The sequence below is a fragment of the Bradyrhizobium sp. UFLA05-112 genome (assembly GCF_053572325.1).
Map to the genome: position 1 here is coordinate 81174 of NZ_JBANBK010000029.1, position 12506 is coordinate 93679.

The 12506-nt window shown below is 64.2% G+C and carries 14 protein-coding genes; 8 read left to right on the forward strand and 6 right to left on the reverse strand.

Annotated elements, in window-relative coordinates:
* Positions 1-12 precede the first annotated feature (12 nt).
* The 3 genes from SO180_RS18820 to hslV all read right to left on the reverse strand — a co-directional run bounded on the left by SO180_RS18820 (position 13) and on the right by hslV (position 1857).
* Positions 13-630 (reverse strand): DUF2585 domain-containing protein, encoded by a 618-nt coding sequence (locus SO180_RS18820; protein WP_449380327.1) that lies wholly within the window; start codon positions 628-630, stop codon positions 13-15.
* Positions 627-1112 carry a GNAT family N-acetyltransferase gene (locus tag SO180_RS18825; RefSeq protein WP_449380328.1) on the reverse strand — a complete coding sequence of 162 codons (486 nt, stop codon included), beginning with the start codon at positions 1110-1112 and terminating at the stop codon, positions 627-629. The genes SO180_RS18820 and SO180_RS18825 overlap by 4 nt, the downstream gene beginning before the upstream one ends.
* 187 nt (positions 1113-1299) lie before the next feature.
* Complete coding sequence (gene hslV / locus SO180_RS18830; RefSeq protein WP_449380329.1) at positions 1300-1857, reverse strand: ATP-dependent protease subunit HslV; 558 nt, start codon at positions 1855-1857, stop codon at positions 1300-1302.
* 264 nt (positions 1858-2121) lie between these two features.
* On the opposite strand from hslV, the gene hisB reads away from it, so the two are divergent.
* The 7 genes from hisB (at position 2122) to coaA (ending at position 7020) form a co-directional block, all read left to right on the forward strand.
* Entirely contained in the window at positions 2122-2715 is a 594-nt protein-coding gene (gene hisB, locus SO180_RS18835; protein WP_449380330.1) for an imidazoleglycerol-phosphate dehydratase HisB, read from the forward strand.
* 69 nt (positions 2716-2784) lie between these two features.
* The gene (locus SO180_RS18840) at positions 2785-3315 is read left to right on the forward strand and encodes a DUF2628 domain-containing protein (protein WP_449380331.1); all 531 of its coding nucleotides are present in this window, start codon (positions 2785-2787) and stop codon (positions 3313-3315) included.
* Positions 3312-3962, forward strand: a complete 651-nt coding sequence (gene hisH, locus SO180_RS18845) for an imidazole glycerol phosphate synthase subunit HisH (RefSeq protein ID WP_449380332.1) — start codon at positions 3312-3314, stop codon at positions 3960-3962. Before SO180_RS18840 ends, hisH begins: the two co-directional genes overlap by 4 nt.
* Entirely contained in the window at positions 3950-4693 is a 744-nt protein-coding gene (gene hisA / locus SO180_RS18850; protein ID WP_449380333.1) for a 1-(5-phosphoribosyl)-5-[(5-phosphoribosylamino)methylideneamino]imidazole-4-carboxamide isomerase, read from the forward strand. Before hisH ends, hisA begins: the two co-directional genes overlap by 13 nt.
* 111 nt (positions 4694-4804) lie before the next feature.
* Positions 4805-5581, forward strand: coding sequence for an imidazole glycerol phosphate synthase subunit HisF (gene hisF, locus SO180_RS18855; protein ID WP_027525124.1), 777 nt, complete (start codon positions 4805-4807; stop codon positions 5579-5581).
* 80 nt (positions 5582-5661) lie between these two features.
* The gene (locus tag SO180_RS18860) at positions 5662-5985 is read left to right on the forward strand and encodes a phosphoribosyl-ATP diphosphatase (protein ID WP_449380334.1); all 324 of its coding nucleotides are present in this window, start codon (positions 5662-5664) and stop codon (positions 5983-5985) included.
* Between the two features lie 78 nt (positions 5986-6063).
* On the forward strand, positions 6064-7020 hold the full coding sequence (gene coaA, locus SO180_RS18865) for a type I pantothenate kinase (protein ID WP_449380335.1): 957 nt from the start codon (positions 6064-6066) through the stop codon (positions 7018-7020).
* A gap of 150 nt (positions 7021-7170) precedes the next feature.
* Here the strand turns inward: coaA and SO180_RS18870 are convergent, their stop codons facing one another.
* The gene (locus tag SO180_RS18870; RefSeq protein ID WP_449380336.1) at positions 7171-7827 is read right to left on the reverse strand and encodes a CGNR zinc finger domain-containing protein; all 657 of its coding nucleotides are present in this window, start codon (positions 7825-7827) and stop codon (positions 7171-7173) included.
* A gap of 191 nt (positions 7828-8018) precedes the next feature.
* Between SO180_RS18870 and SO180_RS18875 the strand changes: the two genes are divergently transcribed.
* Complete coding sequence (locus SO180_RS18875) at positions 8019-9182, forward strand: branched-chain amino acid ABC transporter substrate-binding protein (RefSeq protein WP_449380337.1); 1164 nt, start codon at positions 8019-8021, stop codon at positions 9180-9182.
* Between the two features lie 145 nt (positions 9183-9327).
* On the opposite strand, the gene SO180_RS18880 is transcribed toward SO180_RS18875, so the two are convergent.
* Complete coding sequence (locus tag SO180_RS18880; RefSeq protein WP_449380338.1) at positions 9328-11562, reverse strand: PAS domain-containing hybrid sensor histidine kinase/response regulator; 2235 nt, start codon at positions 11560-11562, stop codon at positions 9328-9330.
* Between the two features lie 130 nt (positions 11563-11692).
* Complete coding sequence (locus SO180_RS18885; RefSeq protein ID WP_449380339.1) at positions 11693-12160, reverse strand: hypothetical protein; 468 nt, start codon at positions 12158-12160, stop codon at positions 11693-11695.
* Between the last annotated feature and the right edge of the window lie 346 nt (positions 12161-12506).

The following is a 12506-nucleotide window of genomic DNA, read 5'->3' on the forward strand; positions in this document are numbered from 1 at the left end:
ATTTTGGTAGGGTCAGATGATCGGCGGACCGGATTGCCATTGTTTCACGGCCTCGATCGGATGGATCAGCATCAGAATATTGAGCGTCAGATTGTCGCGAATGTGGAGCGCCATCATGAGCTCGAAAGCGAGCCCGATCAGGACGATGATCGTGACCGGCAGAACGCGGGCCGTGAGGAAGCCGAGCACCATGAACAGCGTGTCAGAAACTGAGTTGACGATGCTGTCGCCGTAATAATCCAGCGAGATCGTGCCGGCGCGATAGCGCTCGATGATGAAGGGCGAATTCTCGACGATCTCCCAGCTGCCTTCGATCAGCATCGCGATCATCAGCCGTGCCGGCCAGGATAGTTGCAGCAACGGCAGGCGCGCGAACAGCAGCCAGGTCAATCCGTAGAACAGGAAGCCATGGAGGATGTGGGAGAAGCTGTACCAATCGGCGATGTGCTGGGAATTCTCCGAGCTGTTCACCACGCCGTGCCAGAGCTTGACATAGCCGCAGGTGCAGATCGGCACCCGGCCCATGGCAAGCAGAATCGAGGCCTGCAGCGCCAGCAGCAACAGCGCAATGCCGATCCAGTAGATCGGTGAAACCGCCGTCTTGATGGCGTGGGTTGGCGCTGAGGTCATGGATTGCGCATCATCAGCAACGACGGCCCGTCGGGTGTCTGCACCATGCCGACTGGCCCAAAACCCGCCTTTTCGTAGGCGCGCACGGCGCGAACGTTCAGCGGATCAGGATCGGTCACCATGCGCGGGAGCCCTTGCCGCAGCTTCTCATCGACGAACTGCCGGATAAACGACGAGCCATGCCCGCGTGTGATCATGTCGGCTTCACCGATGAAAAGGTCGATGCCACGTGTCCCCTCCGGCTGCGGCCCAAAGCCCGTATTCCACGCAGTCAGGCTGTAGCACTGAAGATAGCCGAACGGCTTGCCCTCGGCCAACACGATGAACTGGTCCATCGCGGGCTCAATGAGGTCACCGCTCACGAGGGCAAATTGCTCATCCGGATCGCCCCACCATTCCCGCACATGGGCCGCTTTCAGCCACCGCCGGATCAGCGGCAGGTCGGCCGCGATCATCGGGCGGAAGGTATAGGTAAGGGACATCTAGCAGCCCCATCGGTGGTGCGCCCCCTCTCCCGCTTGCGGGAGAGGGTTGGGGAGAGGGTGTCTCCGCTAGCAAGAGCCCCCAAGAGGCGAGAGCCCTCACCCGCGCCTTCGGCGCGACCTCTCCCGCAAGGGGGAGAGGTTAGACCGAGCCCGGAGCTGCGCTGTTCGTCCACAGATGGATCCTCTAGCCGCTCGACAGGCTTTCGATCGTCACGCTGCGGTTGGTGTAGACGCAGATATCGGCGGCGATGTCGAGCGAGCGGCGGACGATGGTCTCGGCGTCCTTGTCGGTGTCGAGCAGGGCGCGCGCTGCCGCCAGCGCATAGTTGCCGCCCGAGCCGATCGCCATCACGCCGGCCTCGGGCTCCAGCACGTCACCGGTCCCGGTCAGGACCAGGGAGACGTCCTTGTCGGCCACGATCATCATGGCCTCGAGCCGCCGCAGATACCGGTCGGTGCGCCAGTCCTTGGCAAGCTCGACCGCGGCCCGGGTCAGCTGCCCCGGATATTGCTCGAGTTTGGATTCCAACCGCTCAAAGAGTGTGAAGGCGTCGGCCGTGGCCCCGGCAAAGCCGCCGATCACGTCGCCCTTGCCGAGCTTGCGGACCTTTTTGGCGTTGGACTTGATCACGGTCTGGCCGATCGAGACCTGGCCGTCGCCGCCGACCACCACCCGGCCGCCCTTGCGAACCGTTACGATCGTCGTGCCGTGCCAGACCGAGCTGTTTTGCGGATCCTGCATGAAGTACCTCGTTGTCGGGCCTGATTTAGGCGGTCCGGCCCAAAGGCACAACCAGCGCACAACGGGCGCACAAAGGCCGCTCCGGGCCAATTCCGCTCACCATAGGCGGAAGTAGAGCCCTGCCCCGGCCATCCCGCAGTAGCGAAGGCGTCATTTGGCTGTTAAAAGACCGCCGTTTTCGGCCCGAACGAGCATGATCCGGAAAAGTGGGCACCGGTTTTCCGAGGAGATCATGCTCACACCTAAGAGTGAAAGCTCGCTTCAATGCGCACTGCGACGATCAAGCGCAAGACCAAGGAGACCGACATCGAGGTATCCGTGAACCTCGACGGATCCGGCGTGTCTGATATCGCGACCGGGATCGGTTTTTTCGACCATATGCTCGATCTCCTCGCCCGCCATTCCCGCATCGACCTCACGGTCAAGGCAGTGGGCGACCTGCACATTGATTATCACCATACGACCGAAGACACCGGCATCGCGCTCGGCCAGGCCGTCAAGCAGGCGCTCGGCAACATGGCGGGCATCACCCGCTATGCCAGCGTCCACATGCCCATGGACGAGACGCTGTCGCGCGTCGTCATCGACATCTCGGGCCGCCCGGTCCTGGTGTTCAAGGCCGACTTCCCCCGCGACAAGATCGGCGAGTTCGACACCGAGCTCGTGCGCGAATGGTTTCAGGCCTTCGCCATGAACGCCGGCGTGACTCTCCACGTAGAGACCCTATATGGCGAGAACAGCCACCATATCGCCGAATCCTGCTTCAAGGGTCTGGCGCGGGCGCTCCGCACCGCCGTGGCGATCGATCCGCGGGCGGCGGGCGAAGTGCCCTCCACCAAGGGCTCGCTCGGCGGCTGACAGCTCCGTCTCGCGGCGATGAGCGCCGCCGGCGGTATCAAATATCTTCTTAAGAACGGGGCATCCAACATGCCTGCCTACACAGTTCATGCTCCCGGCCCCAGCGGCGCGGACCTGCGCGCGACGGACAACTTCGTCTTCGTGCGCGACGGCTTTCATTTCTGGGCGATGGTCTTCGGCCCGTTCTGGCTATTGTGGCACCGGCTGTGGCTGGCGCTGCTCGGCTGGGTGATCTTCTTTGCAGCGTTCCAGGCTGGGCTTTCGAGCGTTGGCGCCGGCCGCTCCTCGATCTTCCTTGCAGATATCGTCCTGGCCCTCTTGATGGGCCTCGAGGCGTCGAGCCTGCGCCGCTGGACGTTGTCGCGCGGCAATTGGCGTCAGCTCGATGTCGTCATCGCCGACGATCACGACACTGCCGAGCGCCGCTTCTTCGAGCGCTGGAGCAAGACACAGCGCGGCATCGTCAATGATCAGTGGGCCGTCGATCGCGGCGGTCCACCGCCGACCCGGAGCGTCCCGGGGCAGCCATTCTCAAACCCGCCGCCGCTTCCATCCGGTGGCATTATCGGATTGTTTCCAGAACCGGGAGGGTCACGATGAGCGTCGCCATCATCGATTACGGTTCCGGCAATCTGCATTCTGCCGCAAAAGCCTTCGAGCGCGCCGCGCGCAGCATGGCGGACGGCCAGAAGGTCTTCGTGACGAGCGATCCGGATCAGGCCTACGGCGCCGATCGCCTGGTGCTGCCCGGCGTCGGCGCCTTCGCCGATTGCCGTCGTGGGCTTGATGCCGTCAACGGCATGGTCGAGGCGATCACTGAAGCGGTGCGCGTGAAGGCGCGGCCTTTCCTTGGCATCTGCGTCGGCATGCAGCTGATGGCGAGCCGAGGCAAGGAGCATGTCACGACGGACGGCTTGAACTGGATCGCGGGCGACGTCGAGAAGATCACGCCGCGCGACGAGAACCTGAAGATTCCGCATATGGGCTGGAACACGCTCGAGGTGTTGCGCGAGCACCCGGTGCTGGAAAAGCTGCCGCTCGGCCCGAAGGGCCAGCACGCCTATTTCGTGCACTCCTACCACCTCAATGCCGCCAACGAGGCGGACGTGCTCGCGCGCGCCGACTATGGCGGTCCGGTCACGGCGATCGTGGCCAGGGACACCGCGATCGGCACCCAGTTTCACCCCGAGAAGAGCCAGCGCTTCGGCCTCGCCCTGATCTCGAACTTTCTGAGATGGAAGCCGTGATCCTCTTCCCCGCTATCGACCTCAAGAACGGCCAGTGTGTGCGCCTGGAGCAAGGCGACATGGCGCGCGCCACGGTGTTCAACCTCGATCCTGCTGCTCAGGCTCAGAGCTTCGTCGCGCAGGGATTTGAATATCTCCACGTCGTCGATCTCGACGGCGCCTTCGCCGGCAAGCCGGTGAACGCGCAGGCCGTGGAGGCCATGCTGAAGACGCTTCAGATCCCGGTGCAGCTCGGCGGCGGCATTCGTGATCTCGCGACCGTCGAGGCCTGGCTCGCCAAGGGCATCACGCGCGTCATCATCGGCACGGCCGCCGTGCGCGACCCGGAGCTGGTGAAGAGCGCGGCGAAGAAATTCCCCGGCCGCGTCGCCGTGGGACTCGATGCCCGAGATGGCAAGGTTGCCGTCGAAGGCTGGGCCGAGACCTCAGAGGTGACTGTGCTGGAGATCGCGCAGCGTTTCGAGGATGCCGGCGTCGCCGCCATCATCTTCACCGACATCGCGCGCGATGGATTGCTGAAGGGCTTGAATCTCGATGCCACGATTGCGCTTGCCGACGCCATCTCCATCCCCGTGATCGCCTCCGGCGGCCTCGCCTCGATCGAGGACGTCAAGGCCATGCTGACGCCGCGGGCGAAAAAGCTTGCGGGTGCGATCGCCGGCCGTGCGCTCTATGACGGCAGGCTCGATCCCGCTTCTGCCCTCACCCTGATCCGCAACGCGCGCGCCTAAAGCGCGACGAAATCGGGATGAAGCTTCGTCGCGCTTTAGGTTTTTGCTTGAGCATGATCTTTTCGGAAAACCGCTTCGCACTTTTCCGGATCATGCTGTAGGAGACGACAGATGTTCAAGGTGCGCGTGATCCCCTGCCTCGACGTCAAGGACGGACGGGTCGTCAAGGGCGTCAACTTCGTCGACCTGCGCGATGCCGGCGATCCCGTCGAGGCGGCGATCGCCTATGACGCGGCCGGCGCCGACGAGCTCTGCTTTCTCGACATCACCGCGACCCACGAGAACCGCGGCATCATGCTGGACGTGGTCCGGCGTACCGCGGAAGCCTGCTTCATGCCGGTCACCGTCGGCGGCGGCGTGCGCAAGGTCGATGATATCAAGACGCTGCTGCGCTCGGGCGCCGACAAGGTCTCGATCAACAGCGCCGCGGTGTCGCGGCGCGAGTTCGTCAAGGAGGCCGCCGAAAAGTTCGGCGAGCAGTGCGTGGTGGTTGCGATCGACGCCAAGCGCGTCAAGCGCCCCGGCGGCTCCGATCGCTGGGAGATCTTTACGCATGGCGGGCGCAACTCGACCGGCATCGATGCCATCGAATATGCCCAGGAGGTGGTGTCGCTGGGTGCTGGTGAAATCTTGCTCACCTCGATGGACCGCGACGGCACCAGGCAGGGCTTTGACATCCCGCTGACCCGGGCGATCGCCGACAGCGTTCCCGTTCCCGTGATCGCCTCGGGCGGCGTCGGCAATCTCGATCATCTCGTCGACGGCATCCGCGACGGCCATGCGACCGCGGTGCTGGCGGCATCGATCTTCCACTTTGGGGAATTTACAATCCGCGAGGCCAAGGACCACATGGCCCGTCGCGGTCTGCCAATGCGGCTGGATGCCTGACGACTCCGCTTCGCAAAAATGCTACACAGGCAAGTCTGGACCGGCCGATGAGGCTGGCCATGTGTTTCTGAGTATTTCGTATGTCGCGTTTCACGATCCACGATCTGGCCGCAACCATCGAAGCCCGCGCTGCGGCTGGTGGCGAGGCGTCCTATACCCGCAAGCTCCTGGACAAGGGCGCGGAACATTGCGCGAAAAAGTTCGGCGAGGAAGCAGTCGAAACCGTAATCGCAGCAGTCGAAAACAATCGCGCGCATCTGATCGCTGAAAGCGCCGACCTGCTCTACCACTTCCTTGTGCTGCTCAAGGCGCGTGGCGTAAAGCTGGAAGAGGTCGAGGCGGCGCTGGACAAGCGCACTTCGATGTCGGGGTTGGAAGAGAAGGCAGCGCGCAAGAGCGAGTAGGGTTTTTATTCGAGCATGATCTTTACGGAAAACCGCTTCACACTTTTCCGGATCGTGCTCTAGTGGAGAAGCGGCGTCATGGATATCCGCGCACCCGAGCAGATCTATAATCCCTACCGCGTCTATACGCGCGAACAATGGGCGCGATTGCGCGACGATACGCCGATGACGCTGGAGCCGGGCGAGTTCGACCGCCTGCGCTCGCTGCACGACCGCCTCGACCTTCAGGAGGTCGAGGACATCTATCTGCCGCTGTCGCGGCTGCTGTCGATCTATGTCGACGCCATGCAGCGCCTGTATTATTCGCAGCGCCAGTTCCTCAACATCCGCGATCGCAAGATGCCTTACATCATCGGCGTCGCGGGTTCCGTCGCGGTCGGAAAGTCCACCACCGCTCGCGTGCTTCAGGCCTTGCTCGCGCGCTGGTCGCCGCGGCCGAAGGTCGACCTGATCACGACGGACGGTTTTCTCTATCCCCTTGCGGTGCTGGAACGGCAGGGCCTGGTGCAGAAAAAAGGTTTTCCGGAGAGCTATGACCTGCCGTTGCTGCTCAGCTTCCTCTCCGACATCAAGGCCGGCCGCCACCCCGTGCGCGCGCCGGTCTATTCGCATCTGACCTACGACATCGTGCCGAACCAGTGGGTCGAGATCGACCAGCCGGATATTTTGATCGTCGAGGGCGTCAACGTGCTGCAGACCGGCAAGCTGCCGCGTGACGGCAAGGCGGTGCCGGTCGTGTCCGACTTCTTCGACTTCTCGGTTTATATCGACGCTGACGAAGCAGCGCTGCGGCAATGGTATGTGAAGCGCTTCCTGGCGCTCAGGGACACCGCGTTCACCGATCCCAGGTCCTACTTCCACCGCTATGCGCCGCTGTCGGACGAGGAAGCGACCGCCACCGCGCTCGCGATCTGGGAGCGTACCAACCTCGCCAATCTCGAGGACAACATTCTGCCCACCCGCCCCCGCGCGACGCTGATCCTGAAGAAGGGCGCCGACCACGTGGTGGAGACCGTGGCGCTGCGACGGCTGTAGCCGCGTTGTTGTAGGGTGGGCGAAGGCGCCCGCTTCGCGCGTCGTGCCCACCACTTCTGTTGTATGCGTGGAGAGATGGTGGGCACGGCGCAAGAGCGCCTTTGCCCACCCTACGGCTGCGTCGATTGTGGCTACACCTCCAGATGCCGTTCAGCCTTTTCGCGCCTGTCTCTGTCTGTCACGCGCGGCACGCACCTTGGCGCGGTTGCCGCAGACGCGCATTTCGCACCAGCGGCGGCGATTGTTCTTGGTGGTGTCGAAGAACAGCCAGCCGCATTCCTGGCCGGCGCAGCGCCTGGTGCGCAAGAGGTCCTTCTCCATCAAGAGCGTCAAGGCGGACAGCGTGATGGGGCCGAGGATCGCAGCCTCGATGTCGCGGCGCGGATCAAACACCCAGATGTAACTGCCCAGGCGCATCCTCATCTCGGCGTGGCGCAGGTATTCCGCGTGGGCGGCTGACAAGAGATCAAGAGACCTGGCCGGGACCGGCCGCTGCTCGGCGAGCGCGGTGCCGATCGTCCAGATCAGCTCGCGCAGCTCGAGGGCGCGCCCGAAGGCGTGGCGCGCCCGACGCGGATGGCCCGACAGCTGGGCACGGATGTAGGCGCAATCGGAGGGCGGCATGACGCGGGCGTGCTCGACCCACTGCATCAGCGTGTCGAAATCCCTCAGGTGCTCCTGGTGCGCGGCAGAGCCGCGTGCCGACGACGTGTTGGTGAAATCCCATGCCAGTTCGCCGCCGACGAGATCGAGACTGCCGGCGCGGGAGGGTGGGAGCACGATTTTGGTTCGCGGGATGGTGCTCATGTGTAACCATCAAATTGCACAAAAAGAGCTCGCCGCGGCGTGCCGTACCGCCCTGCCCCAGACGAAGCCGCGTTATCTCAGGCATTTTCGAAGCCCCGCGCAAGGCAAAAACTGTAACCATCTATCGATTATTGACTGGCGACGGGGTGCGTGACAGCCTGATACCTCTAAAACGATCTTTGGAGGTTACCATGACCTGTCGTCGCGGCGCTCTCCCCCTGCTCGTGTCCGTTCTCGCTCTTGCGGCTATGGACCCGTCTGCCGCGCAACTGGCCGGCAAGGACGTCAAGATCGGCATCGGCGGTCCCTTGACCACGACCTCGGCCGGTTTCGGTGTCGAGATGAAACAGGCGGCGGAACTCGCGGTCGACGAGCGCAACGCGGCGGGCGGCGTCGCCGGCGCCAAGGTCGTTGCGACGGCGATTGACGACAAGGCCGATCCCGAGATCGGAAAGACGGTCGCCAAGGCGTTTTGCGATGATCCGGCCATTTTGGGCGTGGTCGGCCACGTCAACAGTGGCGTCGCCATCGCCACCGGCCAGATCTATGCGGACTGCTCGCTTGCGGTGATCACGCCGATGGCGTCGAATCCGAAAGTGACGGAGAGCGGCTTTGCCACCATCTTCCGCCTGACCAATCGCGACGACCGGAAAGGGCCGGGGTTGGCACGCTACCTGATGGAGAAGCTGGGCAAGAAGCGCGCGCTCGTGGTCGACGACGGGACGTCCTATGGCGTCGGCCTCGCCGACCAGTTCGTTGCGGGCTTCGGCGCCGGCGGCACCGTGGTTGCGCGCAAATCGGTCAAGGTCGGCGAGAAGGATTTTGCCGATTTCGTCAAATCGTGGCCTCGGGATTTCGACGTGCTGTTCTTTGCCGGCATTCGCGAAGGCGCGCTGATCCTCAAGGAGATGCGTGCGCAGGGCCTGACCCAGCTATTCAGCTGCGGCGACGGATGCTGGGACACCAAGGCCTTCATCCAGGCCGCCGACGGCGCGGCGACGACGGCCGAAGGCGTTCGCATTCTCTCCGCTGCACCCGCCATCGGCACGGTGCCCGGCTCGTCCGAGTTCGGCGCCAAGTACACGGCGAAGTACGGCCCTATCAACAACTATGCCGCGAGCTCCTATGATTCAGCGCGAGTGTTGATGACCGCGATCGCCGAAGCGGCCAAGGCGAAGGAAGGCGCGCCAACGCGTGCCGACGTCGTAGCGGCGTTGCGAAAATTGACCTTCCAGGGCATCGCCTATGCGAGGCCGGTGCAATGGACCGAGAAGGGCGACAACAAATCGGCCGTCATCTTCGTCAACGTGGTCGAGGGCGACCATTTCAAGCAGGTCGACCAGATCGGCGAGTGAGGTTTTGCCGGGCCGCTGCGCGCGCCGATGAAAGTGCCTAGGCAAAGGCGCGCCCTTCGCGTGCCGTGCCCACCACTTCTGTTGCATTCGTGGGAGATGGTGGGCACGCTTCGCTTTGCCCACCCTACCGCGGCGTCGGTCGTGGCTACACCGCCACATGCCGTGACGCTGCGAGGCCGGCGAGCGCCTCCTCCAGCTTCTCGCGGTCGAGGGGCTTGATCAAAAATCCGTCCATGCCCGCTTCGAAACAGGCGTAGCGATCTTCCACCAGCGTGTTCGCGGTCAGCGCCAGGATCGGCGTGCGGCGGCCGTCCTCACCTGCTTCATGCGTGCGGATGCGCATGGCCGCTTCGATGCCGTCGAGCTGCGGCATCTGGATATCCATCAGCACGAGATCATACGGTGTGCCTGCGGATTTCGCAGCTAACCAGGATTCCAGCGCCGCTTCGCCATGGGTTGCGATCACGACGCGGTGCCCAAGCCGCGTCAGCAGGGATCGCATCAGCAGCGCGTTGATCTCGTTGTCCTCCGCGACCAGGATCGACAGACCCTTTGTCACTGCGGGCGGCGTCATGGATGCCTCGGCCGGTGGCTCCGGCGCGAGCTCGGGCGAGGCGACTTCCGGCGTCAGCGACAGGCGCCCGGCGAGCGAGGCGGCACGCAGCGGCTTCACCAGGTAGCCGGTGAATGCCGGCGAGAGCTGTTCGTGCCGCGTGGCGGGCGTGAGCAGCACCAGCCGTTGCGCGGCGTGACCGCGGGCCGCGTCGCCAAGCCGCGCCGCCACCTCCGGACCGAACGCGCGATCGATCAGCACGGCATGCCAGGAGCGCTCCGGCAGCAGCGCCAGTGCGGCGTCGACGTCCGAGACCGTGCAGGTCTGGCCGCCCCAGCGCTCCAGCCGCCGCGCGATCAGCGACGCCTCGATGCCTAGGGCGGCGATCAGCAGGATCGATTTGCCGGTGAGGTCGGGACTAGGAAACGTGGTTTGTCCCGTGCTGGCCTGGGCTGGTGCGAGCGGAGTCGAGACCTCAAAGGTCGAGCCCCTGCCCGGCTCGCTCTCCAGCGTGATCCGGCCGCCCATGCGCTTGACGATGCGCTCGCTGATCGCAAGGCCAAGGCCGGTGCCGCCATAGGTGCGCGCGACGCGCTCGTCGGCCTGCTCGAATTCGCGGAAGATGCGCGACTGCGCCTCGGGCGCGATCCCGATGCCGGTGTCGCGTACGAGAAAGCTGATCTCGTTCGGCCACAGGCCGGGCTCGACGATCAGCGCCACGCCGCCATGCGCGGTGAACTTGATGGCATTGCCTGCGAGATTGAGCAGCACCTGGCGCAGCCGCGGGGCATCGCCGACGACGTCGAGCGGCAGGCGCTCGTCGACATACGCCGCGATCTCGAGGTTTTTTGACTGCGCACGCGGCGCGAGCAGCTCGGTGATCTCCTCGATCAGGGTCGACAAGGCGAATGGACGCTGCTCGAGGTCGAGCTTGCCGGCCTCGATCTTGGAATAATCGAGCAGCTCCTCGATCAGCGCGGTCAGCGCCTCGCCCGAGGTTTTTACCGCCCTTGCATAGGTCGTCTGCTCCGGCGTCAGCGTGGTGTCGAGCAACAGGCTGCTCATGCCGATGATGCCGTTGAGCGGCGTGCGGATCTCGTGGCTGGCCATCGCCAGGAAGCGCGACTTGGCACGGTTGGCCGCATCGGCCTGGTCGCGGGCCTCGGAGAGCGCGCGTTCGCTCTCGGTGCGATCGGTGACGTCGCGGCCGACGCTCTGGAGCTCGGCCGGCTGGCCGGCATCCAGCCGCACGAAGCCCTCGCGCCAGGCGACCCAGCGTGCGCCGATCGGTGTTGCGATCCTCTGGTCGTGGATGCGCGTGCCATTGCTTTCGAGTGCGCTGTCGCCCTGCTCCAGCACGTCGAAATTAAAGCGCGTGCCGATCAACGCGCCGCGCGCCTGGCCGGCAAGCTCGCAATAGGCGTCGTTGGCAAAGGTGATTCGTCCGTGGTGGTCACGCAGGACGATTAGATCGCCTTGCGATTCAAAGAGGCTGCGCGCGCGCTCTTCAGCTTCCTTCAGCTCCCAATTGCGATCGACCAGCGCCTCGTTATGCGTCGCGAGCGTGCGCAGCCGCTTGTTGACGAAGCGCAGCCGCATGCTGAGCGTGGCAAGCCCAAGGCAGGCGAGGGCGAACAGGAAGCTCGCGCCGATCGCAAAGGCGTTGGGATCGTAGCCGGACTTCTCGGCCCGGCTGCCGGCGATGAAGCCGTAGGCGCCGCCGAACGTCGCCGAGAAGATCATGAAGGAGCGGATCGCGAAGGCGATCCTGGGATGGCGGCGCCTGAAGCGACGCATGCGCACTTTGATCCGGAACGACCGACCCATCGCCAACGATCCTGACCCTTCCTGAAAGAAATTCCTTTGCCCGCCCTCGGTGACGATGTGTCGTCCGACCTTGCGAACAGTTTGAGGTTTTGCGGCCGGCTCGAAACAGGGTTGATGAGACGTTAACGTCTCAGAGCGAGGCCGCCTGCAGGTGTCGATGCCCGCCGGCCGCGCCAACGATCAGCGCGGCGGCATCGCGGGTCGAGAACGTTCTCGACCGCACATAGATGCGATAGTCGGCCGGGCCCTCGCTGGAGAGATAGATCACCGGGGCATCGCTGCTCGGATGCGCGGAGATCGCGACGAGGCGCGTTGCCGCGCTCGATTGGCAGGCGTCCGTCTCCGAAGTTGGGGTGTCGTCGACCAGGACGAAGTCCGCAGCCTCCGGCGTCTCGGTGATCTGTACGCGGACGGTGGCGCGGGTAGGGTCGTCGGAGAAAGCAACGTGCAGGCCGGCGGTCCAGGGCACCGATGCGAGCTCGACCGGGGTCTCGCCGACGGCGATGCAGGGATGCGATGCTGATCCGGGGCCGCCGCGCGCCAGCATCGCCGCTGCCATCAAGGGAACAACCGAAGCCAGGATCTTGAAACGCAACATGACACTCTACTCACCAAGGACTCGCGCAAGGCCGGGAAAACGGCCGAGATGAACGCGTGGGCCTTATGGTTTGCAGAGCGTAAAGGAAACTCGTTACCGCCGGGTTGATACGGATGCGCGTTACGCCAACTGGCGTACATCCTCCGCGAGTGCGCGGTAGGAGAGCGCCTCGGCGAGATGCAGCCGGCCGATCGTCTCAGTGTTGTCGAGGTCGGCTAAAGCGGGATGGGGTTAGGTTGAATCGATTTGGGATTCCCAAATCAGCTTGCTTCTGATTCACCATGCTGGCTGGACGGAGGCCAGCATGGATGGGCAAGCCGTACTCTCTGGATCTTCGCAAGCGCGT

Bases quoted from the DNA above. Each gene is read 5' to 3' on its own strand.
- SO180_RS18820 (WP_449380327.1), bottom strand. From the start codon at position 630: ATGACCTCAGCGCCAACCCACGCCATCAAGACGGCGGTTTCACCGATC.
- SO180_RS18825 (WP_449380328.1), bottom strand. From the start codon at position 1,112: ATGTCCCTTACCTATACCTTCCGCCCGATGATCGCGGCCGACCTGCCG.
- hslV (WP_449380329.1), bottom strand. From the start codon at position 1,857: ATGCAGGATCCGCAAAACAGCTCGGTCTGGCACGGCACGACGATCGTA.
- hisB (WP_449380330.1), top strand. From the start codon at position 2,122: ATGCGCACTGCGACGATCAAGCGCAAGACCAAGGAGACCGACATCGAG.
- SO180_RS18840 (WP_449380331.1), top strand. From the start codon at position 2,785: ATGCCTGCCTACACAGTTCATGCTCCCGGCCCCAGCGGCGCGGACCTG.
- hisH (WP_449380332.1), top strand. From the start codon at position 3,312: ATGAGCGTCGCCATCATCGATTACGGTTCCGGCAATCTGCATTCTGCC.
- hisA (WP_449380333.1), top strand. From the start codon at position 3,950: ATGGAAGCCGTGATCCTCTTCCCCGCTATCGACCTCAAGAACGGCCAG.
- hisF (WP_027525124.1), top strand. From the start codon at position 4,805: ATGTTCAAGGTGCGCGTGATCCCCTGCCTCGACGTCAAGGACGGACGG.
- SO180_RS18860 (WP_449380334.1), top strand. From the start codon at position 5,662: ATGTCGCGTTTCACGATCCACGATCTGGCCGCAACCATCGAAGCCCGC.
- coaA (WP_449380335.1), top strand. From the start codon at position 6,064: ATGGATATCCGCGCACCCGAGCAGATCTATAATCCCTACCGCGTCTAT.
- SO180_RS18870 (WP_449380336.1), bottom strand. From the start codon at position 7,827: ATGAGCACCATCCCGCGAACCAAAATCGTGCTCCCACCCTCCCGCGCC.
- SO180_RS18875 (WP_449380337.1), top strand. From the start codon at position 8,019: ATGACCTGTCGTCGCGGCGCTCTCCCCCTGCTCGTGTCCGTTCTCGCT.
- SO180_RS18880 (WP_449380338.1), bottom strand. From the start codon at position 11,562: ATGGGTCGGTCGTTCCGGATCAAAGTGCGCATGCGTCGCTTCAGGCGC.
- SO180_RS18885 (WP_449380339.1), bottom strand. From the start codon at position 12,160: ATGTTGCGTTTCAAGATCCTGGCTTCGGTTGTTCCCTTGATGGCAGCG.